Source organism: Pseudoalteromonas sp. KAN5, assembly GCF_022846535.1.
Lineage (GTDB): Bacteria > Pseudomonadota > Gammaproteobacteria > Enterobacterales > Alteromonadaceae > Pseudoalteromonas > Pseudoalteromonas haloplanktis.
On the sequence record NZ_AP025589.1, the window covers coordinates 2,064,351 to 2,089,335 of the forward strand.

The 24,985-nt window shown below is 40.9% G+C and carries 30 protein-coding genes; 11 read left to right on the forward strand and 19 right to left on the reverse strand.

Annotated elements, in window-relative coordinates:
- Window positions 1-113 precede the first annotated feature (113 nt).
- Window positions 114-857, forward strand: coding sequence for a M28 family peptidase (locus KAN5_RS09265; RefSeq protein ID WP_244389593.1), 744 nt, complete (start codon window positions 114-116; stop codon window positions 855-857).
- On the opposite strand, the gene KAN5_RS09270 is transcribed toward KAN5_RS09265, so the two are convergent.
- Entirely contained in the window at window positions 832-1,101 is a 270-nt protein-coding gene (locus KAN5_RS09270; protein WP_232321837.1) for a GIY-YIG nuclease family protein, read from the reverse strand. The two genes, KAN5_RS09265 and KAN5_RS09270, sit on opposite strands and share 26 nt — an antisense overlap.
- Window positions 1,102-1,271: 170 nt before the next feature.
- On the opposite strand from KAN5_RS09270, the gene bamE reads away from it, so the two are divergent.
- Window positions 1,272-1,631, forward strand: coding sequence for an outer membrane protein assembly factor BamE (bamE, locus tag KAN5_RS09275; RefSeq protein WP_016707998.1), 360 nt, complete (start codon window positions 1,272-1,274; stop codon window positions 1,629-1,631).
- A 271-nt stretch (window positions 1,632-1,902) separates the two neighbouring features.
- Here the strand turns inward: bamE and KAN5_RS09280 are convergent, their stop codons facing one another.
- Window positions 1,903-2,232: an RnfH family protein gene (locus tag KAN5_RS09280; protein ID WP_029216086.1), complete on the reverse strand. Its 330-nt coding sequence runs from the start codon at window positions 2,230-2,232 to the stop codon at window positions 1,903-1,905.
- On the reverse strand, window positions 2,232-2,669 hold the full coding sequence (locus KAN5_RS09285; protein ID WP_138554058.1) for a type II toxin-antitoxin system RatA family toxin: 438 nt from the start codon (window positions 2,667-2,669) through the stop codon (window positions 2,232-2,234). Before KAN5_RS09285 ends, KAN5_RS09280 begins: the two co-directional genes overlap by 1 nt.
- 146 nt (window positions 2,670-2,815) lie before the next feature.
- Here KAN5_RS09285 and smpB point away from each other — a divergent pair, with 146 nt between their 5' ends.
- Window positions 2,816-3,292, forward strand: coding sequence for an SsrA-binding protein SmpB (gene smpB, locus KAN5_RS09290; protein ID WP_016708001.1), 477 nt, complete (start codon window positions 2,816-2,818; stop codon window positions 3,290-3,292).
- Window positions 3,293-3,478: 186 nt separating this feature from the next.
- Window positions 3,479-6,076, forward strand: a complete 2,598-nt coding sequence (locus tag KAN5_RS09295; RefSeq protein WP_244389594.1) for a TonB-dependent receptor — start codon at window positions 3,479-3,481, stop codon at window positions 6,074-6,076.
- A gap of 62 nt (window positions 6,077-6,138) precedes the next feature.
- On the opposite strand, the gene KAN5_RS09300 is transcribed toward KAN5_RS09295, so the two are convergent.
- Window positions 6,139-6,744, reverse strand: a complete 606-nt coding sequence (locus tag KAN5_RS09300; protein ID WP_016708003.1) for a peroxiredoxin C — start codon at window positions 6,742-6,744, stop codon at window positions 6,139-6,141.
- A 91-nt stretch (window positions 6,745-6,835) separates the two neighbouring features.
- On the opposite strand from KAN5_RS09300, the gene KAN5_RS09305 reads away from it, so the two are divergent.
- Window positions 6,836-6,982: a hypothetical protein gene (locus KAN5_RS09305; protein WP_157589013.1), complete on the forward strand. Its 147-nt coding sequence runs from the start codon at window positions 6,836-6,838 to the stop codon at window positions 6,980-6,982.
- Here the strand turns inward: KAN5_RS09305 and fadR are convergent.
- Window positions 6,979-7,692: a fatty acid metabolism transcriptional regulator FadR gene (gene fadR / locus KAN5_RS09310; protein ID WP_016708005.1), complete on the reverse strand. Its 714-nt coding sequence runs from the start codon at window positions 7,690-7,692 to the stop codon at window positions 6,979-6,981. The genes KAN5_RS09305 and fadR overlap by 4 nt on opposite strands.
- A gap of 330 nt (window positions 7,693-8,022) precedes the next feature.
- Here fadR and dsbB point away from each other — a divergent pair, with 330 nt between their 5' ends.
- Window positions 8,023-8,535 (forward strand): disulfide bond formation protein DsbB, encoded by a 513-nt coding sequence (gene dsbB / locus KAN5_RS09315; protein ID WP_016708006.1) that lies wholly within the window; start codon window positions 8,023-8,025, stop codon window positions 8,533-8,535.
- Entirely contained in the window at window positions 8,535-8,837 is a 303-nt protein-coding gene (locus tag KAN5_RS09320) for a hypothetical protein (protein WP_016708007.1), read from the forward strand. Before dsbB ends, KAN5_RS09320 begins: the two co-directional genes overlap by 1 nt.
- Before the next feature lie 42 nt (window positions 8,838-8,879).
- Here the strand turns inward: KAN5_RS09320 and KAN5_RS09325 are convergent, their stop codons facing one another.
- A complete protein-coding gene (locus tag KAN5_RS09325) occupies window positions 8,880-9,176 on the reverse strand; it encodes a ComEA family DNA-binding protein (RefSeq protein WP_016708008.1) in 297 nt (98 codons plus the stop codon).
- 263 nt (window positions 9,177-9,439) lie between these two features.
- On the opposite strand from KAN5_RS09325, the gene KAN5_RS09330 reads away from it, so the two are divergent.
- Window positions 9,440-9,763 (forward strand): YebG family protein, encoded by a 324-nt coding sequence (locus KAN5_RS09330; RefSeq protein ID WP_016708010.1) that lies wholly within the window; start codon window positions 9,440-9,442, stop codon window positions 9,761-9,763.
- Between the two features lie 102 nt (window positions 9,764-9,865).
- Here the strand turns inward: KAN5_RS09330 and putP are convergent, their stop codons facing one another.
- Complete coding sequence (gene putP / locus KAN5_RS09335) at window positions 9,866-11,380, reverse strand: sodium/proline symporter PutP (RefSeq protein ID WP_029216087.1); 1,515 nt, start codon at window positions 11,378-11,380, stop codon at window positions 9,866-9,868.
- 387 nt (window positions 11,381-11,767) lie between these two features.
- On the opposite strand from putP, the gene KAN5_RS09340 reads away from it, so the two are divergent.
- Entirely contained in the window at window positions 11,768-12,994 is a 1,227-nt protein-coding gene (locus KAN5_RS09340) for an HDOD domain-containing protein (RefSeq protein ID WP_138554060.1), read from the forward strand.
- A gap of 76 nt (window positions 12,995-13,070) precedes the next feature.
- Here the strand turns inward: KAN5_RS09340 and KAN5_RS09345 are convergent, their stop codons facing one another.
- From KAN5_RS09345 to ccmA, 10 genes are read right to left on the reverse strand one after another with little or no spacing between them, the layout of a single operon-like run.
- Window positions 13,071-13,802: a VacJ family lipoprotein gene (locus tag KAN5_RS09345; RefSeq protein ID WP_016708013.1), complete on the reverse strand. Its 732-nt coding sequence runs from the start codon at window positions 13,800-13,802 to the stop codon at window positions 13,071-13,073.
- A gap of 11 nt (window positions 13,803-13,813) precedes the next feature.
- The gene (gene ccmI, locus KAN5_RS09350) at window positions 13,814-15,118 is read right to left on the reverse strand and encodes a c-type cytochrome biogenesis protein CcmI (protein WP_138554061.1); all 1,305 of its coding nucleotides are present in this window, start codon (window positions 15,116-15,118) and stop codon (window positions 13,814-13,816) included.
- Window positions 15,119-15,580 carry a cytochrome c-type biogenesis protein gene (locus tag KAN5_RS09355; RefSeq protein WP_244389595.1) on the reverse strand — a complete coding sequence of 154 codons (462 nt, stop codon included), beginning with the start codon at window positions 15,578-15,580 and terminating at the stop codon, window positions 15,119-15,121.
- Window positions 15,577-16,149, reverse strand: coding sequence for a DsbE family thiol:disulfide interchange protein (locus KAN5_RS09360; protein ID WP_016708016.1), 573 nt, complete (start codon window positions 16,147-16,149; stop codon window positions 15,577-15,579). The genes KAN5_RS09355 and KAN5_RS09360 overlap by 4 nt, the downstream gene beginning before the upstream one ends.
- Window positions 16,146-18,113: a heme lyase CcmF/NrfE family subunit gene (locus tag KAN5_RS09365; RefSeq protein ID WP_244389596.1), complete on the reverse strand. Its 1,968-nt coding sequence runs from the start codon at window positions 18,111-18,113 to the stop codon at window positions 16,146-16,148. The genes KAN5_RS09360 and KAN5_RS09365 overlap by 4 nt, the downstream gene beginning before the upstream one ends.
- Before the next feature lies 1 nt (window position 18,114).
- On the reverse strand, window positions 18,115-18,594 hold the full coding sequence (gene ccmE / locus KAN5_RS09370; protein ID WP_016708019.1) for a cytochrome c maturation protein CcmE: 480 nt from the start codon (window positions 18,592-18,594) through the stop codon (window positions 18,115-18,117).
- A complete protein-coding gene (gene ccmD, locus KAN5_RS09375) occupies window positions 18,591-18,794 on the reverse strand; it encodes a heme exporter protein CcmD (protein WP_016708020.1) in 204 nt (67 codons plus the stop codon). Before ccmD ends, ccmE begins: the two co-directional genes overlap by 4 nt.
- Window positions 18,795-18,796: 2 nt before the next feature.
- Window positions 18,797-19,534, reverse strand: a complete 738-nt coding sequence (locus KAN5_RS09380; protein ID WP_016708021.1) for a heme ABC transporter permease — start codon at window positions 19,532-19,534, stop codon at window positions 18,797-18,799.
- A gap of 1 nt (window position 19,535) precedes the next feature.
- The gene (gene ccmB / locus KAN5_RS09385; RefSeq protein ID WP_016708022.1) at window positions 19,536-20,222 is read right to left on the reverse strand and encodes a heme exporter protein CcmB; all 687 of its coding nucleotides are present in this window, start codon (window positions 20,220-20,222) and stop codon (window positions 19,536-19,538) included.
- Entirely contained in the window at window positions 20,222-20,842 is a 621-nt protein-coding gene (gene ccmA / locus KAN5_RS09390; RefSeq protein WP_244389597.1) for a cytochrome c biogenesis heme-transporting ATPase CcmA, read from the reverse strand. Before ccmA ends, ccmB begins: the two co-directional genes overlap by 1 nt.
- A 103-nt stretch (window positions 20,843-20,945) precedes the next feature.
- On the opposite strand from ccmA, the gene KAN5_RS09395 reads away from it, so the two are divergent.
- Complete coding sequence (locus KAN5_RS09395) at window positions 20,946-23,711, forward strand: flagellar hook-length control protein FliK (RefSeq protein ID WP_244389598.1); 2,766 nt, start codon at window positions 20,946-20,948, stop codon at window positions 23,709-23,711.
- A 3-nt stretch (window positions 23,712-23,714) separates the two neighbouring features.
- Complete coding sequence (locus tag KAN5_RS09400; RefSeq protein WP_016708025.1) at window positions 23,715-24,023, forward strand: EscU/YscU/HrcU family type III secretion system export apparatus switch protein; 309 nt, start codon at window positions 23,715-23,717, stop codon at window positions 24,021-24,023.
- A gap of 31 nt (window positions 24,024-24,054) precedes the next feature.
- Here the strand turns inward: KAN5_RS09400 and KAN5_RS09405 are convergent, their stop codons facing one another.
- Together KAN5_RS09405 and KAN5_RS09410 are read right to left on the reverse strand one after the other, a co-directional pair.
- Window positions 24,055-24,459, reverse strand: coding sequence for a DUF2802 domain-containing protein (locus tag KAN5_RS09405; RefSeq protein ID WP_016708026.1), 405 nt, complete (start codon window positions 24,457-24,459; stop codon window positions 24,055-24,057).
- Between the two features lie 16 nt (window positions 24,460-24,475).
- Complete coding sequence (locus KAN5_RS09410) at window positions 24,476-24,973, reverse strand: chemotaxis protein CheW (protein WP_016708027.1); 498 nt, start codon at window positions 24,971-24,973, stop codon at window positions 24,476-24,478.
- Window positions 24,974-24,985: the final 12 nt, after the last annotated feature.

The following is a 24,985-nucleotide window of genomic DNA, read 5'->3' on the forward strand; positions in this document are numbered from 1 at the left end:
ATGCAAACCAGCAACTCATTTGTGACTTAAATTACCTAAGCTCAGCGGCCTTAAATGGCCGTAAAACTAATACGCCTGATGCCGTTGCCAGCGCTGAGTATATTAATCGACGCTTGCAGCAACTTGGCTATCAAAGTCAGTTACAACCGTTTAGCTATACCGCTGGTTTTTTTACTGAAATGTCAGGGCAGAATGTAGTGGCCACTTTAATGCCCTCACACCCCGTCAAAGCTCATGTGATACTCACAGCTCATTACGATCATTTAGGTAAGCAAGGTGATAGCTTATATGCTGGCGCCAATGACAATGCCAGTGGTGTTAGCGCGTTACTATTTTTAGCTGCACAGTTTGCTGAAACAATCCTACCCTTTCAAATTAGTTTTGTTGCAACCGATGCTGAGGAAAATGGCTTACATGGGGCAAAATTTTTTGTAAGCCAGTTACCCCCTGACGATTCCGTCACCATACTCAACATTAATTTAGATATGTTAGCCGTGAGTAGAGCAGATAAGACCTTGTACGCATTTACATCCTATGCACAGCGCCATGCATTACAAAGTCAATTATCTGCTATCACCAGCGATACGATAAAGATTAAAGTTACCAGTTCCGCTAATACGATGAACCGGCTCAATCAAGGAAGTAATATAGATTGGCGCCGAGCAAGCGACCATTATGCTTTTGCTAAAGCAGGGTTTGCTTATATCTACTTTGGGATGGGTTATGATCCGCATCACCACCAACGCTCTGATCTGCTAAGTAATATTGATCAAAACTTATACATTGAGGCGGTCAATTATATTACACAATTTATTCAGCAACTTGATATGACTAAACTGACGGAAGCTGCCCAGTAGCAACAAATTCGCGTTTTTGCGCTTTGCTTAATTGTTTAATTTTTATTTCAAGCTTTGTCGCCTCACTTCGAGAGCCCACTTCACATTGATAAATGAGTATCAACGGCCCTTTTCCTTTTAAGTTTTTGGCTCCCTTACCGGCCTGATGTGTAGCAAAACGTTTCGCTACATTTGTACTGATCCCTGTATACCAATGGCCGAAACGAGTTTGTACAATATAAAGCGACCAAATCGCGATATTGATTTGTGTACTATTTCTCGCGTTAGTTAAACTTTTAGCTGACTGCGAGGTCAAAATTATGCTCCAAACATCAATAGTTAAAATTAAGTCACAAACAATTGCCTAAAAGGGTTTTACCTTAAGTGACTAATCGGTATCATGCAGTTTATAAAAAATAAGGATCCAAACAAACAATGCAGTCGTTAAAAACTTTTTCTCTTTGGCTTATCGTTGCTCTCACATTAAGTGCAACCGCAGGTTGTTCTAGTTGGGTTTATCGTATCAATATCCCACAAGGTAACTTTTTAGAACAAAGCGATGTTGATAAACTTCGCGTCAGCATGACCCGAGAGCAAGTACTTTATGTATTAGGCAAACCCGTTGCTGAAGACGCTTTCGATAAAAACACGTGGCACTATTTATACTCTTTTAACCTTGGCCGTGATAATGAACAACGCAAATCACTGACGGTTGTATTTGAAAATGAAAAACTGCAGTCAATTAGCGGTGACTATGAACAACCAGCTGAGTTTAACACTCCGCTTGAACAGTAGTGCGAAAAGTGCACAAAATGATAACAAAAAGGTTAGCTACAGCTAACCTTTTTTAGTTTTATACCAATCGTGTTAAGTTACTGACCATTTATAGCGACAGATAAATGGAGTGATAACAAGGCATAAATTTTGACATGTAGTTGTTCTCGGCAATTGCTCCTGCATTGCTCTACCTCCTGCATCCATGCAGTCGTACATGAAAAATTTATAACGCAGTTAGCGCTTTATTTAGCCCGCTAGAATGGTTAAATATTTAAGTCGATTGGTATTATCACTTCGTTTTATCCAAAGGCCGCCCACCGGTGACTTTATTTGCACGACCTTCGTCTTTTGCTTTTTCAGCACGTTTACGCCTCGCGTCTTTAGGGTCTGCAATTAAAGGTCGATAAATTTCAATTCGGTCACCATCCTCAACCACTTGGTTAAGCTTACAGGTACGATTCCAAATACCTAAGGTAAGTGCTAAACCATCAATCTCTGGGCACTTAGCAAGAATACCTGATTGGATCACAGCCTCTTCAGCCGTTGTCCCTGCTGGCACTTCAACGAGTAAACTGGTTGCGGTTGTTGGCAACGCATATACTACTTCAACTTTTATCATCATCGTGGTCCATATACTTGTTTCGCTCGCTGAGTAAAGGCATTTACCATGTTTTTTGCAACATCATTAAATACTCTACCAAATGCCAGCTCAATAAGCTTACTGGCAAATTCAAACTCAAGCTGTAACTGAACTTTACAGGCATTATCATCTAACACTTGAAAATGCCAACGCCCTTGTAGCGCTTTAAATGGGCCATCCACTAAACGCAATATCACGGTATTTTCGTCTTCAAATGTGTTTTCTGTCGTAAACCATTTTTTTATGCCTGCTTTAGAGATTTCTAAACTGGCGGTCATGGTATTGTCTTGCAAAGCGATAACTTTCGCATCTGAGCAATGGGGTAAAAACTCAGGATAAGCATCCACATCATTGACTAAATCAAACATTTCTTTGCTGCTATACATTACTAGCGCACTTTTTTCTATTTGTGGCATACTCACTCCCAACTGTGTGGGCGAATTTTAGCAAGCTTTGCGTTTTTCCCCAAACTTTCCTGGCGCTTTATTTACAGACATTTTTTTACAGGCAAAAATAAAAAATCGATGTAAAAAGCAGAGCTTTACGTATAATATGGGCCACTATGGCTAAGAAAAATTCTAAATCGACAAGTAATACTATCGCGCTCAATAAAAAGGCGCGTCATGAGTATTTTTTACACGACAAGTTTGAGGCAGGTGTTGAACTGCAAGGCTGGGAAGTAAAAAGCATCCGAGCGGGCAAAGTAAACATCTCTGAAACGTACATTCACCTTAAAAATGGCGAAGCGTTTTTGCTTGGCAGTCAAATACAGCCACTCAATAGCGCTTCAACCCATGTTATTTGCGATCCATTACGTTATCGCAAGTTATTATTAAGCAGACGCGAGCTGGACCGTTTAGTTGGTGCAACTGAGCGTGACGGCTATTCATTGATCGCCACTGCCATGTATTGGAAAAAATGCTGGGTGAAACTAGAGTTCCACTTAGGTAAAGGTAAAAAAATGCATGACAAACGCGAAGACGGCAAAAACAAAGACTGGTCTCGCGAAAAAGAACGGTTAATGAAGCACAAAGTTTAATATACATCTTACCCCCTAAAAACGCCTAACTCAGTTAGGCGTTTTTATTTTCTTCCTTAAAAACTCTTAGTAACTGTATTGATTACAGCTCCAAATTTAAACAGCTTGATAACATAATAATTACATGATATTCATATTACCGGTTTCAGTACCAATTATAATTATCATGACAACAAGGATTTAAGGATGAAGAACAGAATACTCCCATTTAAACCAAAGCTCACCGCTTGTGTAACTCTGGCACTTTCAACAGCAGGTTATACTTCTCAATCACTTGCTGCTGACGAAGCAAAAACAGTTGAACGCATTGAAGTCACGGGCTCTCGAATAAAACGTACTGATATTGAAGGCCCTTCCCCAGTACAATCAATTAGCCGCGCCGATATTGATAATATGGGTTATGACAACCTACAACAGTTACTGGAAAGAATGCCTGTTGCTGGCAATGGCACATTCTCTACCCGCGGTAACAACCAAGATTCTACAGCCAATGGTTCTGCGGCAGTATCACTACGTGGTCTTGGCGCAGATGCAACGCTTGTGTTGATTAATGGTCGTCGAGTGGCTATCAGCGCATTTGCTGAGAGTATCACTAACTCATTTGTTGATATCAACAGCATCCCAGTTTCGGCTATTGAGCGTATTGATATTCTGAAAGACGGTGCCTCTGCAATTTATGGTTCCGATGCCGTTGCCGGTGTAGTGAATATTATCTTGAAAAAAGATATCGATGGTTTAGAAGTGAATTTAGGTTACGGCGGCACTGACGGCCCTAACTATGAAGAAACCTCGGCAAGTATTGTTTGGGGGACATCAAACGAAAAAAGCAGCGCGTCAGTGATCGTTGATTATTTTAAAAATACCTCTTTATCGTCAAGTGAAATGGGCCGCTTAGGCACAGCCGATCAAACAGCGAATGGTGGTGAAGACTTTCGATCATCTCGTGGCTTTCCTGGTTATTTCTACGTTGACGGCGTAAAGACTATCGACCCAGATTGTCCAGCTGAAAGTGCCACATCTAGTGGCAGTTGCTTATTCGATTACGGCCCATTTGGCTATATTGCCCCTGCTTCTGAGCGTGTTGGTGCTATTTCTCAGTTTGAATATAACTTTGATAACGGAATAACCGCTTTTATGGAAATGGCTGTTCAACATAATACTTCGATTGCAGCAGGTGCTCCAACACCACTGGATGAAGACGCAGGTTTAACAGTTCCGGGAAGTCACCCTAACAACCCGTTTGGCCAGGATATAGAAATAGGCCGTTACCGAACAGTAGATGCAGGTGCCCGTCAATGGGATATTGAATCTGATACATTGCGTTTTGTTGCAGGCCTTCGTGGCGAAATTAGCGATTGGAGTTGGGAAGCTGCAGTACAAAAAGGCCGTAGTAAATCTATGCAAACTGGCGATAGAACTCAAGGCTGGGTAAGAACTGATTTTTTACAGCAAGAAATAAATGCTGGTAACTACAACCCTTTTGGCGGCACTTATAATGATCCTGCCGTCATTGATCGTATTACCACTAGTTTAGTTCGCCGTGGTGAATCACATATGACTTCATTTGATGCCAACATTACCGGGGAAGCGTTTAGCTTTGGTGACAATATAGTTATGATGGCAGCCGGTATAGAGTACCGCGAAGAGGATGTCAGTGATATTCCAGATGATCAATTTCAACGCGGCCTAATTTTTGGTACTGAGTCCGTGTCTGCGGCCGCTGAGCGCGATCAGTACGCAGCCTATGTTGAGTTCTCTATTCCATTAGCGGATAGCTTAGAATTACAACTAGCTGGGCGTTACGATGATTATAGCGATTTTGGCACCACAACAAACCCTAAAGTAGCACTGCGCTGGGCTCCTAGCGATGAAATTACCGTTCGCGGCTCATGGGCACAAGGTTTTAGAGCCCCTTCACTAGCACAAATTGGCCTAGGTCCTTCAGAAGAAAGTCAGTTCTTCATTGATAGTTACCGCTGTGCTGCAACAGGAGAAGATTGTGGTGTTCTTGATTACAACATCCAATTTGCGGGTAACCCTGATTTACAAGCTGAAGAGTCTGAATCATGGAACGTTGGCTTTATTTGGGCGCCAATGGCTGAACTTGGCTTTAGCATTGATGTATGGAGTATTACTCAAGATAATAAAATCGATGAACAGGCATTCGGCCCAATTTATGATGCAGAATGTAACAACCAAAATAGTACCATCTGCGTTCGCCTGCCTCCGCAAGGTGGGCAAAGTTTAGGGGTGATCCAAAAAATTCACAGTACTTTTGAGAATGTCTCGTCGCAGGAAGTGTCTGGTGTTGATTTCTCAGCAAATTATAACCATTCATTAGATGATTTAGGTTTACTTAAGTTCAACTTAGAATGGGCATACCAAGATAAGTTTGAAAAAGATGACCGCGATTATACCGGTGAATATGGTTACCCTGAACATCGTTGGATGTTTTCAACTAATTGGGAGCTTGGCGAATTCAATACTAATGTAAATATCAGTTATATTGGTGAGTTTGAAGATACCCCAGATATTGATTTTGACGGCACGCTGGATTTTGATAGCAACACATCGAGAATGGTTGATTCGCAAGTTCTAGTTGACTTGCAAACGGCTTATCGTATTACCGAGTCAACCAAAATTTCGATTGGTGTAAATAACTTATTTGATGAAGAGCCACCATTTGCTATCGGTGATGGCGATAGTGATTTATATGGCTATGTATCGGCAGTACATAATCCGCGTGGTCGTTATATTTACACTAAAGTGTCGTTTTCTTTCTAGTTTTACTCGCTAACAAAAAAACCCGCCATTTGGCGGGTTTTTATTAAAAACAAGAGCCTAGATTATAGGTCGCCTTCGTTTTCAGAAAGGAACTTAGCAACGCCTGCAGGGCTTGCATCCATACCTTTTTTACCTTCAGTCCAACCAGCAGGACATACTTCACCGTGCTCGCTGTGGAACGCTAGCGCGTCAACCATGCGTAGCATCTCATCGATATTACGACCTAGCGGTAAGTCATTTACTACTTGGTGACGTACGTTACCTTCTTCATCAATTAAGAATGAGCCACGAAACGCAACGCCAGCTTCTGGATGCTCAACATCATACGCTTTACAGATTTCGTGTTTAACGTCTGCAACTAGTGCATATTTAACTGCGCCAATACCACCATCAGCAACAGCCGTGTTACGCCATGCGTTGTGTGAGAATTGTGAATCAATTGAAACACCAATTACTTCAACGCCACGCTTTTGGAATTCTTCATAACGCTTGTCAAAAGCAATTAATTCAGAAGGACATACGAAAGTGAAATCTAGTGGGTAAAAGAAGATAACTGCTTTTTTACCTTTGATTGTTTCGTGAAGATTGTAGCTATCTACGATCTCGCCGTTACCTAATACTGCTGCAGCGGTAAAGTCTGGTGCCTGGCGGCCTACTAATACACCCATTTTATTCTCCAAATATTTGAGTTTGCTTTTAATTGCTTACGCAATGCTTGCCTTTAATATGGGATCTAAAAATAAAATACCAAGGGCTGACATGCATAATTGTCAAAATATTTTAGAGACTAGTGACTTAAAAGAACAATCGTATTTTCCGATGTCGGCCATCGAAAATATAGAACATGGCGTGAAAGGATTAAAAAAGCCTGCTGAAGCAGGCTTTTTTAGCAGTGGGGATTACTAATCCATAATATTTTCGGGCATATCACCACGAATTTTTTGCCAAATCTCACCTGTTTGATGACCATATTTACGCATCATGGAAATAGCGCCATCATGTTCACGTTTTTCAGCAAGTATCGTTAAGTCTTTATAAAACTGGCGTGCTAGTTGGCGAGTGCCTGGATCTGAGAAGTAATGACAGCCAATTTTCGAGTAAAAACCTTTAAAACCATTGAGAATAAGCACATAAATACGATTATTTCCAGCAACCGCAAGCTCATGATGCACTTTGTAATCATAATCAGCAAATGCTTGTGCACTATCTTCGAGATCATCGCTTTGAGATAAAATTTCAATCACTCTATCAGGTGCCAGTTTAATTGCCGCCCGAGTATAAATAGCGCTAATATTAGTGCGGGCAGAAAGTAATTGGTCTGTCAGCTCTGGCATTTTATCTTCATCAAGACGCGCTAATGTTTCAAGAATATTAAGCCCTGATGTTTCCCAGAAGTTATTAACACGCGTTGGCTTGCCATGTTGAATTGTCAGCCAACCATCACGGGCTAAACGCTGCAATACTTCACGTAAGGTGGTTCGTGTAACACCTATTAATTCTGATAACTCGCGCTCAGCAGGAAGAATAGAACCCGGAGGGAAATCCCCATTCCAAATTGACTCAACAATATACTCTTCTGCAAATCCAGCTGGACTTTTCGCTTTAAAAATTCTCATTCAATTCCCACTCGAGTTATCACACTACTTCACTTAAAAACGATTAACTGACTGATTGTACCAGATGAAGCAAAACTAACAAGTAAAGTCACTTCATTAAATCATTAATGGCCACTGCGCAATATATGTCTGCCAGTATTTTTATAATTACTCTCCCCCTCACGTGCAGAAACAAACACTCCATCAAGCAAATAACTGAAACTTATTTACATAAACGTAATTAAACAGCCGCCATAAATATGCTTTTATAGTCACAAAGCATATTTACCCTTGCGCCTAGTTTAATGACTAAGTCATAATCTCATTGATATATTAATATTTGGAAATACTATGAATTGGTTAGCAAATTTAGCGCAACAACGCACACCTTGGGTTTTATTAGCAGTAACAGCATTTACATTTGAAGTGGTTGCTTTATTTTTTCAGTACCAAATGGGCTTAGAGCCATGCATTATGTGTATCTATCAACGAACCGCAATGTTAGGCCTACTCTTTGCAGGCATTATTGGCGCAATAAAGCCTACTAACATGATAATCCGTGTTAGCGCTTTATTAAGCTGGGCCGTTGCCAGTATTTGGGGTTATCTGATTGCTCGCCAACATATCGAGATGCAAACCACAACCGACCCTTTTGCATTTAGCTGTGAGTTTGAGCCAAATTTCCCAATCCCACTGCATGAATGGATCCCTCAGTTTTTTGCAGCTACCGGGGACTGTGGCAATATTGATTGGCAGTTTGCAGGTTTGAGTATGCCTGCTTGGATGGAAGTGATTTTTGGTGCATTTACATTGGTACTAATAAGCGTTGTCGCAAGCCGCTTAATCATTAAAAAGTCACTGTGATGATGACATTTTTTTCAAGCCAAGTGACGCCATTAAAACCATTTAAAATACGCCAACGTCAGCAAATTATTGCCTTAGCTTTAAGTCACTTAACGCCGATGCAAAAAATCAGTTTGCGTATTTTAAAGTTACTTTTATTGACCCCTGTATTTTTATCGTTAGCGTATATTGAAGGTTGGTTGCTGTTACCAGCATTACTACTAACCGGTGTAGCTTACCCTTTACTAACTACCCCTTTAGAGATCCAATTTGCTAAAGGTCATTTACAGCACGCGATTAAAGAGTTTACACAGGGCGAATAGTTCGCCCTGTTCTTAATGTTTAACTAATTAATATTTAACTGCTTAAAACTTAACTTTCCCTTCTAATTTAGCGACGAGTTTATCGCCAATTCCTTTCACCTGTGCCAAATCAGCAACTGATTTAAATTTACCTTGCTTAGTACGGTAGTCAACAATCGCTTGTGCTTTAGATTTACCTATACCCGGTAGCTGACTAAGTTGCTCAACGGTTGCTTGATTAACATTGATTAGCTGTGTTTTTCCTGCACTTTCGGTTGCCTCTACTTTACTCACAGCTGCATTACTAGGTAATGAAATAGCAAGACCGAATACAACGACTATTAAAGTTAAAAACTTCATGCTTTTCCTCCATGATATCCATACGTGGACTCAGTTAATAGTTGATAAAAGCGCCCTCACTTTTGGACTACATCCAAATAAAGTCATACTGAAAAAGTGCGGCTATTTAAATAAAGTAAAGTTGTACCCATTTGTCAATGTACCCAAAGTAAAAAAATAAAAATGTCTCCTTGCAAAAAGACCAACAAACCATTACTGTACATAAAAACAGTAATCAATCAAGGTGAAGGTATTATTCACCAAGCAAATTGGCAGGAGAAATCATGGCTGTTGTTGTTAAATATGTTGTAGAAAGAAACGGAGTCGAGCGTATGACGTTTACTACTAAAAAAGAAGCAGATGCATATGACAAGATGCTTGATATAGCAGAGTCACTTGAAGTAATGCTAGAAAAAGTAGATGTCCCTTTAAGTGAACAACAAATTGAATCGCTTGCTCTAGAGATTGCTAAGAGTAAAGACGATTTTATCAATGTTCTCAAAGGCGCAAAAGATATAGCCCCCGCTAAAGCAGCCCCGGCTAAAACAAAGAAAGCAGCTGAGAATGTATCTGACTTAAAAGCAAACACGGATAAGGCTGCCAGCTAAAATGGTTAAATATTTAAGTCGATTGGGATAAGTAGTACACACCTGATTGATAAAAAAAGGAGCTTACCTAAGCTCCTTTTTTTGTTATACCTGTTGTAGTTGTTAACTCAACGAGCCCTCAACTTCATCAAATAACTGTGTGATCGCTTTACTAGGAGGTGGTGTTGATAAGCTAACCACTATAATTGCGATACTTGATAAAATAAAGCCAGGAATAATTTCATAAATTATACTGCTTAGTGACTGACCGTTAATGGTTATAGGCGCATAAATCCAAACCAAAACAGTAGCAGCACCCACTACCATACCACTTATTGCACCCTGAAGGTTCATTCTTTTCCAATAAAGGCTAAGCAATACTAATGGGCCAAATGCAGCGCCAAAACCTGCCCAGGCATTACTCACTAAGTCTAAAATCGAACTATCGCGATCATAGGCCAAATAAATAGCGAATACGGCCACTAACAACACACTAATTCGGCCCACTAGAACTAATTCTGTTTGTGATGCACTGCGGTTTAAGTAGATTTTATAGAAATCTTCAGTCAGTGAGCTTGAACATACTAATAGCTGAGAGGAGATAGTACTCATGATCGCAGCTAAAATAGCTGCAAGTAAAAAACCAGCAATTAACGGATGAAATACTAATTCTGATAATACTAAAAAGATGGTTTCTTTGTCATCAATCAGCATTTGATTTTCAATCATATAAGCTGCACCAAACAATCCTGTTAACACTGCACCAATAGCCGAAAGCGTCATCCACGACATACCAATTCGACGCATCGTTGGCATATCTTTCACTGAACGTACAGACATAAAACGTACAATAATATGCGGTTGACCAAAATAACCTAAACCCCATGCTAGGGCTGAAATTATGGCGATAACTGAACCACCAGCAAACCAGTTAAGCATATCCAATGGTACTTGTTCACTTGGTTTCGGATTACTAAGCAATAGATCATAGGTTGCTGTAGAAAGCGTATCAACGACTGAGTTGTCTAACATGCTATAAGTTACTAAAGGCACGATTAACAAGGATAAAAACATAATACACCCTTGCACAAAGTCCGTCAGGCTTACAGCTAAAAAGCCGCCAAATAGCGTATAAACAACCACAACACCAGTGGTTACATACAAGCCCATTTCATAACTCATGCCAAACGAATTTTCAAATAATTTACCGCCAGCAACTACGCCTGATGAGGTGTATAAAGTAAAGAATAAAATGATTATGATTGCAGAAATAACACGAAGAATATTTTTATTATCTACAAAACGATTTGCGAAGTAATCCGGTATCGTAATTGAGTCATTTGCTTTTTCAGTATAAACACGTAATCGAGGGGCGACTAAAAAGTAATTAGCCCAAGCGCCGAGTACTAACCCTATAGCAATCCATACTTTACTCAAACCAAATAGATACATCGCACCGGGTAATCCCATAAGTAACCAACCACTCATGTCCGATGCACCGGCTGACAGCGCAGCTACGCTTGGAGATAAATTTCGTCCGCCCAGCATATAACCAGATACATCGGCAGTCGACTGCTTATATGCATATAAGCCAATACCTAGCATTACGATAAAATACGCAGCTAAAGAAATAATCATTCCAGTTTCCAAATTTGCCTCCAACTCTGAAGTTAAAATCTGGCTTTCAATCCTAATAATGACTCACAATTTTTTAAAGCCAATGTAATATAAAGTCATTATTGGTGTAAAAACCATCCTAGAAATTTACTATATCATGCCAAGGGTGAATAACTCCAATTGCTGCGCTCATCATACAACTGTAGCTGGTAAAGCTGTTTTTACGAGTTGAACAATAATTTAACTATTGAATATGGTAATTAATGCTTAATTACCCTAGGATTAGATCAATGATTACTTAAATAATCAATACTTTAGTATTTATATTGTGAAGATAATTAATGCTATTTATGCGGTTTTACCTTATATTGCCCAAGTACTCGTTTAACTGATGTGGATCCATTGTTTATGTATTTTTATGCTGCACGCCAACCAATTTTAGACCGAAACAAAGAACTTGTAGGTTATGAGTTACTCTTTCGTGACGGCGTTGATAATGTATTCCCTGATATAGATGGCGATGAGGCAACAACGAGGCTAATTGAAGGGAGTCAATTTAATTTTGGCTTGGAAGATCTCACCGATAATAAACCTGCGTATATCAATTTTACTCTTGAGACATTACAAAAAGGCTACCCAACCCTACTGGGTAAAGACCAAATTGTTGTAGAAATACTTGAAACAATTCAACCCGGTAAGCGTTTGCTCGCAATAGTTAAAGAATTAAAAGAAAAAGGCTACACATTGGCATTGGATGACTATATTCATCAACCTGTGTGGCGTCATTTTTACCCTTATATAGATATTATTAAAATAGATTTTCTAAGTTGCGAATTGGCTACCATTAATACCATCATCGAAGAAATTAAACCCTACCCGCATATAAAGTTATTAGCTGAAAAAGTAGAAACTTATGAAAAGTACCAATTAGCGTTAGACCTTGGCTTTACTTACTTTCAAGGTTTTTTCTTTTCCAAACCAGAAATGGTGCAAAGTAAAACCCTACCGCCATCTGAAATCGCGTTAGCAGAGCTACTTTATGAGACGTCTGTTGTTGAGATAAATTTAAAGAAAGTTACCGAAGTATTTGAGCGAGATGTCAATCTGTCTTATAAATTATTACGTTATAGTAATTCTGCAGCATTTACACGCAGAGCGGAGATCAGCACTATAAAACAGGCACTTATCGTATTAGGTGCACAAGAGATCAAAAAGTTCTTATCATTATTATTTGCCGCCCAAGTCGCGGGTGATAAACCAGCAGAATTAATACGGCTTTCCCTAACGAGGGCACGTTTTACTGAGCTATTAGCAATAAACCATAATAAACTAAAAGACACAGGAATGGCTTTTCTCACCGGGATGATGTCATTAATGGATGCAATCTTAGATGAGGACATGGCAAGCGTAATGAAAAAGCTGCCATTATCAAATGACATCAAGTTAGCATTATTAAATGATGAAGGCTTATTGGCCCAGTATTTACGGTTAGTGAAACAGTATGAGCAAGCTAATTGGCAAGGTGCAAATGCAATTCAAGCTGAGTTAGGCTTAGCCGCTGAAAAAGTACCTGATGCTTACCACGATGCTGTTAGCTGGGCGAATGAACAAATGAAAATACTGGGTAATAGTTAGCCCATAATGGTAGCTACCCCAAAACAGAATATAAAATGCCAGCTTGAAGCTGGCATTTTTAGTTATCACTTTCAGATTAAAGGCTTTCTAAAAAGTCTTCATCGAAATCTTTAGGCTCTTCTTCGATCGGTGGGTTCCCGTCATGTAATTCGTATAGCTGACGCTGGAAGTAAATATCCTTCATAAAAATATACGGATCGAGTGACTCATTTAGTAAACTTTCTTGCGGAATTAAAGATGCACGTGCTTCAACAGCTTTTAGTGCAAATACAAGTATGGTTTGCGGGGTTGTTAAGGCAATCTCGGGTAGCACAAAGTTATCAACCACATCACCGGTTAAGTTACGTGCTGTTGAAGGGCCCATGCCAGGCAGCATAAGGTAAGCACCATCACCAATTCCCCATACACCTAGTGTTTGTCCAAAGTCTTCGTCAACAATTGTTAAACCCAGTGAGGTAGCGACATCAAACAAGCCAAAAATACCCACGGTTGAATTAACTAAGAATCGCGCAACACTAATTCCTGCATTCGCGGGCTTACCTTGCAAGGTGGCATTAATAACATCCGTTGGCGCACTAATATTATCTGTAAAATTAACAACACTACGGCGCACCGGTGTCGGTGTTACAGCGACATAACCAACAGCGACAGGACGCAACACATATGCATCTAGCACATCCATATTAAAGTCATACATTGGACGGTTAAATGATTGTAACGGATCCCGTTCATCTATTTTTTCATCAGGGACTTGTGCGCATCCACCAAGCACAAGGAACCCCAATAAAACTAAACTCTGTCTTAACATCTTTGATCCTTTTAAGGTATTAATTCATTGATAAGTAAATCATAGGCCTTGGTCTGGCTGCGCTTTAATACAGCTGAACGCCCTTCTAACTCACCCGTTGAAGGCATCACCGAAGCATCTTTCGAAATACGAGCTGTTAAGGTTATTTCCTCAACACTTGAGAGGGTTAAACCCGCTACCATGGCATTGCTATCACTTAACTGTACTGTAATTGGAAAACGGTAATCTGTTAACTTTACGACCGCCAAAGGCATAGCTGGGCCACTCGCCGCTTTAGCAAATACGAACAAGGTCCCTTGCTCCGGTTGCTTATCAACTAATTGCGGATCAAGTTCAATCGTGATGTTAATAGCGCTCGTTGCAGCATTTGCATTATCTTTCTCCCCTTGCGCGTGAGGTTGTGCTACCGGTGTAAGTTGAGCGTTTTGTTCACTATTTTCAGCTGCTATCTTTTGTTCAATTTCAGTAACGCGCTGAGCAATCATGCTATAACGCGAGTCTTGCTCATCCATGCTATTTAACAGTACTTCAAAAGCCGCTTTTGCCTGAAGCCAATCATGACGCTCATAAGCAATTAACGCTAATAAGGAAATTGCATCTAGATTAGTTGGATCAGCTTTTAACACTTTTGAGAGCATTCCTGCTGCACGCGTCATATTCGCTTCACTACCGTCCAGTAAAAGCACTTGGCTATAACTGATTAGCACAGACATATTATCCGGATCCATACGCAACACTTTATCAAATGACTGCTGGGCCATGTCTAATTCGTTTAATGACATAGCAACCCGACCTAACAGCATCCACGCAACTTGATCATCACCGTTTTGCGCGAGCTTAGTTCTCAACCCTAAAGCAAATGCCTGTAATTCATTTTGTGTTAGTGGCTCACCTTGCTGCATTACGGCTCGCTCACCATAAGCAGGTAAATTATCCATGGCAGTGTGCCAATTTTGTAATTGCTGCTGCGATCCCGTTGCGGTATAGAAAATAGCCGTAAAGACCACTAGAAACGCACTTCCTGTGAATGCAAAAATACGGTTATTACCTTTACTCATCAATGATTTTTCAGGCGATAACTCATTAAGTAAACGGCGTTTAACTTCAACCACTGATTCATCATGATTAACTTGATCAATACGTTGGTTTGCTAACTCACCAGCTAACTCACCAAGACGCTGATGATAAATAGCAATAAGCTCAGAGTTAGCATTATAAGTAAGGCTTTGTACCCGCTCTTTACTTAAAAAAGGCAGAGCGACAAACGCCACAGCTAATAAGGTTAATAATGCAAAAGCAACCCACATTAGTATCATTTAAATCTGCTCCTGACGTTCATTTTGAGCGATAAGCTTGGCTAATAATGCCTCATCTTGTTCACTCCAAGTTTGTTTAACTGCGGCCTTTCGCTGACGAAAAATAATGGAGCTAAAACCAAATACCACAATCAAAACAGGTAATACCCATAACACTAGAGTCGCTGGTGTTACAGGAGGATCGTAATGAACAAAATAACCATAGCGGTCAATCATATATTCAATTACATCGTCTTTGGATTTACCTTCTTTCACTAAAGCTAACACTTTTTCGCGAAGATCTTTGGCAACCACGGCGTCTGAGTCGGCAATATTTTGATTTTGACACTTAGGGCAACGTAATTCTTTGGTCAACTCTGCAAAACGTTGTGCTTGTTCGTTATTATCGAACTGGTAACGATCTTGCTCAGCCATAACCATGCCGCTGATAAGTAACATTGAAACAACTAAAATATATTTCATGGCTGTAACTCCTGCATCAGAGGCGCAAATTTAGCGCGCCAAACTCGCGGGTTAATATCGCCAGTATGATGTAATAAAATAGTGCCTTTACTATCCACTAAAAAAGTCTCCGGTGCACCAGAGACACCTAAATCAAGTGCAAGCGTACGGTGTAAATCAAGCATGTTAAATTGATACGGATCACCGGCACGACTTAACATCGATGTTACTTCTTCGCGTAGTGCTGATATATCAAATTCACCATCAAAGTCAGCATCATAGCTCTGTACATAGTAAAGCCCGATAATTTTAACGCCCTGCTCACGTAGTTGAGTTAAATAATCCAATTCAGCTAAACAGGTCGGGCACCAAGTACCCCATACGTTAAGCAAATACACTTCACCTTTTAATTGGCTATCTTGCCAACGCTTTGAATCCTGCATTAGATCAGGTAAATCAAAAGCGGGCATTGGCTGACCTAAACGCCCCGTTTGAATTTCGCGTGGGTTAGAAAACAACCCCTGAAATAAAAACACACAAACTAAAACAAATGCCAACAAAGGTAGCAGCGCTAATAATTTACGATTCATATTAACTGCTCCTTTGATTTATCAGACTTCTTTTTACTCGTGCGGTAGCGTCTATCACCTAAAATCATAAAACCTGCCAATGAAATTAACACACCACCAATCCACATCCAGCGCACGAACGGTTTATGATAGATACGTAATGACCATCCGCCGTTACTTAGCTGTTCACCCAGCGCAAGGTATAAGTCACGGGTAAAGCCGGCATCTATCGCAGCCTCAGTCATAAACTGCATACCAATATCATAACGACGCTTTTCAGCATGCAATATAGTGACTAACTTATCATTTTTTAGCACGCTAACTTCTCCGGCATGGCCACTGTAGTTTGCCCCGCGAATTGTATTAACGCCTTCAAAGCGATATTGATACTGGTTTAATTGCACTATTTCACCCGGCTTCATTGAGACATCGCGCTCAACAGAGTACGCAGAAGTTAAGGTAACGCCTGCAATAACAAAAGCGATACCTACATGCCCTAATACCATGGCCCAATAACTCAACCCTAAGCGTCTCAAGCCTTGACTGAAACTAGTTTGTACACTTGCTTTTGTATATAGATCAACGCCTGTAGTAATAACAATCCAGGCCGCAAGTGTGGTTGCTAATAATGTAAGCGGGGCTACAACGGCATAACTTGAAAACAACCAAGCAGCGGTAATTACAATGCTCATAAGCGCTGCAATAAGTAATTTATTTTGTAAAAAAGCCCACTTATTTTGCTTCCAACGTAACAAGGGCCCTATGCCCATTAAAATGGCGAAAGGAACGAGTAAAATCGCAAACATTTTATTAAAGAATGGTTCACCAATAGAAATACTACCAAGCCCAAGTTCTTTATGCACCATAGGCAGTAAAGTCCCTAGTAGCACAATAAAGGTTGCTACCACTAAGAAGATATTATTTAGCCACAGTGATACTTCTCGTGACACTAATTTGTAACGTCCTTCACTGCGTACTTGCGCAACTCTAAAGGCATATAAAGTAAGTGCACCACCCACAACAATTGCTAAAAAGGCCAAAATAAACAAGCCGCGGTCAGGATCGGTGGCAAAAGCATGTACAGATACAATAATGCCTGAACGAACAATAAAAGTGCCCAATAAGCTCAGTGAAAATGCAGCAATGGCAAGTAGTACGGTCCAAGATTTAAACACACCTCGTTTTTCAGTCACTGACAGTGAATGTAACAACGCGGTCGCGACTAACCACGGCATAAGTGATGCGTTTTCAACTGGATCCCAGAACCACCAACCGCCCCAGCCAAGCTCGGCATAAGCCCACCAGCTACCAATTGTAATACCTAACGTTAAAAAGCCCCATGCGGTCATAGTCCACGGACGTGACCACTTTGCCCAAGTATTATCAAGCTTACCGGTTAATAGCGCGGCAATAGCGAATGAAAATGAAACAGATAACCCAACATAGCCCATATATAACAATGGCGGGTGAATGATCATACCTGGATCTTGCAATAACGGATTAAGATCGCGCCCTTCCACAGGGTAATAAGGCAACAATAGCTCAAATGGGTTCGACATCCAGAGGGTATAAAGCATAAAGCCAACCCCTAAAAAACCCAGTACGCCGAGAACACGAGCACGCAAAATCCAAGGCAATGAAGTAGAGCGCAGTGCAACCACCGCAGTCCAACCTGCTTGCATCACTAACCACAACAAAATAGCGCCTTCATGGCCGCCCCACGTTGAGGTGATTTTATAGTACCAAGGCAGGGTACTGCTTGAATGATATGCGACATACGCAACAGTAAAGTCATCCGTTAAACTTGCATAAATTAGCGCCGCAAACGAAATTAATACAAATACAAATTGCCCAACAGCTAATGAAGGCGCAGCCCGCATTAACCGTAAATTACCAGTATGGGCACCCCATAACGGAAAAATACATAATAAAACACTAAGCACCATGGCCAGTGTAAGGGAAAAATAACCGATTTCTGGGATCATCTTAATTGCCACTTTCTAAGTTGTATTTAGGTTTTTCATGTTTGATCCCTTTCACCGCTTCAGCAACTTCGGCTGGCATGTATTCTTCATCATGCTTTGCCAAAACCTCAAACGCTTCAATTACATTAGGTTCAACCAACACACCTTGAGCTACAATCCCTTGTCCCTCACGAAATAAGTCAGGCAAAATACCTTGGTATTTAATGGTCACCAAAGGGCCTGTATCAATTAACTTAAAGCTCACTTGTAAACTGGTTTCATCTCTTATCACAGAGCCCGGTACTACCATGCCACCAATACGTAATTTTTGACCAATATGGGGTTTTTCTTTATTTGGGCCTTTACCCTCGACTAATTCACTCGGGGTATAAAATAAATTGATATTCTCTTGTAACGCGTACAGCACCAAACCAATCACAGCGCCAACACCAAATACAATCGCTGTTACAGCTAACAAACGTTTTTTGCGTCTTGGGTTCATACCTGTTGCTCCTGTTTAGCCTGCTGAATACGTGCTTCACGTTCAGCTTGTTGCTGCACAGAAGCCATAATTCGCCTAGTATCGTTTAAAGAACTTAATAAAATACCCAATAAAATCAATGCACATGTACCAAAAGAAAGCCATACATAAAAGCCGTAACCGCCCATGGCAATAAAATCAGAAAAAGAATCAAACTGCATAATTAGCCCCTATTTAACAACTGACGCACCCAAGGGCGGTGCTTCTCACGTTGTAAAATTTCATTTTTAAGACGCATCAATGTCACCGTGCCAACAAAGCCAGCAAAGGCGACTATATTTACCATTAATGGCCAAAACATACTGGAATCAATGGCTTTCGTGTCAAACTTAGTAATCGTGGCACCTTGATGCAGGGTGTTCCACCACTCAACCGAAAAATGGATAATTGGCAGGTTTATAACCCCAACAATCGCCAAAATAGATGCAGCTCGACCCGCTGCTTTTTTATCTTCAAAGGCATGATAAAGAGACAACACACCTAAGTATAAAAACAATAGAATAAGCTCTGAAGTAAGCCGAGCATCCCAAACCCACCATGCGCCCCACATAGGTTTACCCCATGCAGCTCCAGTTATAAGTGCTATTGCTGTCACACATGCACCGACAGGTGCAATGGCTATTACTGCTAACTCGGCATTACGAAGTTGCCATACCAAGGCGATCACTGCGGCAATGGCCATTGATGAATAAGCCCCCATCGATAAAATAGCTGAAGGAACATGAATAAAGATAATGCGATAACTGTCTTTTTGCTGATAGTCGGCAGGCGCATAGGCTAACCCCCAGACCCAACCAACAAGCATGCAGACTACCGTTATCACGGCAAAATAAGGCAGTAACGTATTACATAATTGATATGCACGCTCTGCTTTAGCGTAGGGATGTAACCACTTCCACATATTAACTTACACTCACTTTCAATGCTGACGATATGGCGATTGGTGCGCTAATTACGGCAATAACGAGCATCGCACCAAGGATGGCAAGCTGCCCGCTATAATCCAGTGACATAGTACTGGTATCAATAGCCGACGTTGCAAAAATTAATACTGGGATATACAAAGGTAACACAAGCAGACTCATCAAAATTCCGCCTTTTTGTAACCCCACGGTAAGCCCTGCGCCTATGGCGCCGATAAAACTCAGTAATGGCGTACCTAACAACAAGGTAAGCACCGTTGCTAGCAATGCTTGATTATCTAAATTTAATAACAAAGCAAATAACGGCGTCATTAGCACCAAAGGCACACCCGTGATGATCCAGTGAGCGACAACTTTGCCAAGCACAGTCAAGGATAACGGGTATGATGAGGCGATCAGCTGCTCTAAACTGCCATCATTAAAATCTTCACGAAATAACTTATCCAGGCCCAGCATAGTAGATAGCAAAGCAGCGACCCAAATAATCCCAGGTGCCATACGCGCGAGTAGACCGGGCTCAGGGCCAATTGCTAACGGAAATAAGGTAATCACAATTAAGAAAAAAAGGAGAGGGTTTACTATTTCAGCGCGCTGACGAAATGCCAACTGTAAATCTTTTTTGCATACAGCACTAAACAGCTGCCAATATGAATGCTGACGTAACATCAGTGTCGGTACTCCAAAGTTACTGTTTGTAACTCATTAAAGTGTGTTGTTAAGTCTTGATGGGTGGTTAATAAAATTGCTCCACCTTGCGCTAAATGGGATAAAAAACGCTGCTGTAAAAATGCAATACCTGCTTTATCTAACGCTGTAAAAGGTTCATCAAGCACCCATAACTTGGCATTATTAAGCCATAACCTGATCAGCGCAACACGGCGTTGTTGCCCCGCAGATAAAGTACGAACCGGTACATCTTCAAGCCCTACTAAGCCTATTTTAGCCAATAGCGAGTAGAGATCTTGCTTTGTGTTATAACCTTGTATTTGTAACCAAAACCGTACATTTTCAATCGCACTCAGCTGACCATTCACGCCAGTTTTATGACCTATAAACAATAACTCACGGGCAAACTCATCATAATTTTTTGCAATAGATTCACCTTGCCAAATCACTTGTCCTTCATCGGGCGTAGAGAAACCCGCGATTATACGCAATAATGATGTTTTACCAGCCCCATTTGGGCCTGCCAATTGCATAATTTGACCTGATTTCAAACGGAAATTAAGATCCGCAAATAAACAACGGTCTTGCTTGATGCAGGTGACGGACTTAATGTGTAACAAGATGATGATTCTCTATACCCAAAATTAGGCGTTAGTCTAGCATAATGATAGGGTAATACGAATAATGCTTTGCACCGATTAGTGAAAAACTTGATTTAAAATAATGAATAAACCTACACAGATAACATTAGCAAATTCGCTTTCTGTCAGCCATTCGTCACACAATGCTACAGCACAGCAAATACCCGACCTGAGCGATCAAACGCTCAGTGCTAAAAATATTGTGTTTACTAAAGGCTCAGTACAAATGGAGGTGTACCTGGACAAGCATTGGCAAACCCTCCGCTTAGCCACCACTGAATCGCAAAGCAACCTTCCTAAAATTGCCAGTGCCGATATTCAGCTCAGCCAAGATGGAAAACAACTCTCCATTACCCCAAAACAAGTTGAAATTAGCCTGCGTCAGACTAACCAATTACAAAGTCTTTTAAACTTTATAAACACTGGTGAGCAGGTTGATAATAAACCTTTGCCATTACAGATCACGCTACAGCCCGTTGCAAAACTAGTATTAACTCAATTACAAGCCAGTGTACCTATTAATAAAGAAGTCGCGCAACTACTTCACAATGAACAAGGGCTAAAAGCCATTATTACCGCAAATCAGAGCAATTTTACTTTAAGTGTGGTTAATCGTTTTGCAGATACACTGCATCAACAACCTATAAGCCAAGCAAAACTTGTAGCTTGGTTGAGTAAATTAGTCCCACACGGGCAACTCACATTAAATAAGAACACCGCAGCACTTAGTTTTAATAACTATAATGGCAATATTAAGCTCGCAACGAAGGCACTGCAAAGTAATCTTCCCCTTGGGCAAAACCAACCTGATGTAATGGCACAAAAAGTTCAACTTACAGCACTTAATGAACAATTAATTATAAAAACCCAACAGCCAAAAATAACCTTGCAATTAAAAAACTCATTAGCGACGACGTTTAATTCTTTGCTGCAAAAAAGCCAACAGTTGGCGCCTTTAAGCACACAGACACACGCAACAATTATCAGCCCATCGCTGGCAAATAATAGTCCGATCAGCTCTTGGTTAAAGCATAGTTTTGCCGATTTAAAAACCCGGGTTACAGATGCGGTTCGCTATTTTGAAAGCAAACCATTTAACCATCTAAGTACAACCCACAAACAAAATGCAACAGCAACACCTCAGCCGCCACTTGAACAGCCTTTAACTACCAAAATGGCGCCTAGTTTATTACCTAAATCACTTACCCAAATAAACCTTTCTGCCATGGCAGCTCGCCAGGTTCAACCACTCGTAGCCGATATCAGTCAAGGCACGGCACTGCCGAAACATTTTCATCAGTCACCGCCTTTAGTACAGCTATTTCAGCAACTAAAGGCAGGGTTAGCGAGTATTACAACTCCTGTCCAGCCCGCTTTAAGTCTAACTGATGGCAAAGTACAGATAAATTCACCTATTAAAGACACACTTGCTTTTTCACCTATGCAACCAAGCCAGATTGACAAAAAAGTAGCCCAAGCAGCAACACAACCAAATACAGAAAAGCAAACAATTACAACGCAACCCCCCATGGCGAAACCCTCAGCCAATAGCAAATACACTCAACCAACCAGCTCTATACAGACTAATATAGATAAAACTATGCCTTTCGTTACTTCGCCAATGACCAAAGAGCAAACAACCCAAACGATAAGTAAACAAGCAGCAGCCTTATTGCAGTCACCACAGTCTGAGTTTTATAAAACAAGTAAACCTAGCGCTGAGCAGAGCGCCAGTCAAACAGCACCTAAAACTCGCATACCGCTTGCAGAGCACCAGCACATCCCTGCGCCAAAAATAACGGATTTAGAGAGCAAAACGCAAAAAGTGACAGGTGTCCTTCCTCTTAGCATAACGGCGCCTCCCCTAACTATGGGGGCGGTTAAAGCTCCTATAACCGATTTTCTACCAGCGAGCCAAATCAGCTTGCCTCTTGAGGCAAAATTGCTAGCCCCACTTTTAAGGATGCCCATAGAAAAACCACTGCCAAACTTTAAAGTAGCTACACATAACGATAAACAGCATATTGCTGCACAAATTGATAAGTTTGCGACGAGTAAAGTCAGCGAAAATATTGATTTAAACCGGCTTGTTAATCAGGCTTTTAGCCGCATGATTGATAGTCAATCGTTGCAACCGCTTACTATTCAACGAGAAATACTCAGCGTGTTGCGCCCTGAAAGCTTAAGCGCTAGTGCGCTGCAAAATAGTTTTAGCCAAGCGCTTGAACAGTTAACAGTGGGTATTTTAGCTGCGCCGAGTTTGGCACATATCAGTGCCTTACACTTTAATAGTCAAAGTTCTTTAGATGCGCTACTTCAGGTATTAGTACCAAATTTTAAAGCAACTAATTCGCAAAAACTGCAAGAGCAATTATTACAACCACAGTCGCAAGCATTAGCCGCAGAGCTGAGCCAAATAAAAACGGCAATCAGCCAAGTAAATAGTACGCCAATCAATCAGCAACCAGATACAAACCCGCTGGTACAATTCTTACTACCTATGCGCTTGCCGCCTGAAGCGGCACAAACTGAAATATCGTTAGGGCAATATAAAAAACCCAGTAAAGAAAAACTCGAAGGAAAAAATGTTTGGTTTGTGCGGCTTAATTTTGACTATGCTGAGCTTGGTCAGTTGCAGATCACCGCAGAGTTAATGGATAAAGCACTCGACTGCCAATTACTCGCGTCAAGTCAAGATGTCACCGCTTTGGCCCACCCTCACCTTGAGAGCCTGCGTCATAAACTAACCGCTCACGGCTTGCAAGTAGGCGAAATGACACTTAGTCAAGGCGCACCACAACACCAAGCTTTTTACCAATCCCATGCCATCATTAATATTAAGGTTTAGACTATGAGTGACAATTCTCAGCATAAATCTGCAATTGGCTTACTCTACGAAGCAGGCCGCGCACCAACGGTTACCAGTAAAGGCTTTGGTGAACTTGCGGAAGAAATTATCAGGGCGGCTGAAGAAAAAGGCATTTTGATCCATAAGGATGAGGCCTTAGCAAAAACATTATCGCATTTAGAGCTTGGTGAGGAGATCCCCAAAGAGCTGTACTATGTAATTGCCGAGTTAATTGCTTTTTCGTATGTGCTACGAGGGAAATTTCCACCGGGCTGGCAAGACTTTCAGGGCAAGTTAAATATTAAGGCGTAAATAGCTTTAAGTCAGCGGTAACAAAAAAGCGCTATCTCGCGCCTTTTTGATGGTGTAACGACATTAGTAATTCAGCTTCGGCACGTGGCAGCTCGCATTCACGAATGATTTCTTCGATATCTGCCCCTAATTCAACCATTTTTACTGCTCGCGAGTAAATTTTAGCATCAGGATCATCATATTTTTGCGCGTCTTGTAATTGCGCTAATTCCTGATTACGCTCTTCTACAGCAACTAACCGTTTGCCAATACTGAGCATACCGGTGCGCATTTCAGCAACTTCACTGCGTAAAATACTTAGCTGTTGTTGTGCTTCTTGTAGTTGCAGTGTTCTACTTTTTAACGCCGCAACCTGTTTATTGTTATTAATAAAAATTAGCCCCAAACATACTAAAACAAGTAATAATGAGGCGCCTAGCAACGAGTATAACAACATAGTTTTTCCGTAAGCGCTATAAGCCGCTCAGCTCGTCCCACTCTTCATCATTTAGCAATTTGTTTAAATCAACTAAAATCAATAATTCGCCATCACGGTTACTCACACCTTGAATAAACTTAGCACTTTCTTCTGTGCCAATATTCGGTGCGCTGTCAATTTCTGAACTACGTAAATAAACAACTTCTGCCACACTATCAGCAAGAATACCAATGACCTGCTCTTCAGCTTCAATGATCAAAACACGTGAATTATCAGTCGTTTCTGCTGACATTAAACCGAACCGTGCGCGGGTATCAATTACAGTAACAACGTTGCCACGTAAGTTTATGATCCCCAGTACATAGCTTGGCGCGCCAGGTACTGGCGCAATTTCAGTGTAACGCAAAATCTCTTGTACCTGCATTACATTCACGCCATAGGTTTCTGATTCCAATTTAAAAGTGACCCACTGCAACACTTTATCATTGCCATCGGTATTTTTACTGCTTGATAATAATCTTTGTTCACTCATGTTAGTACTCCG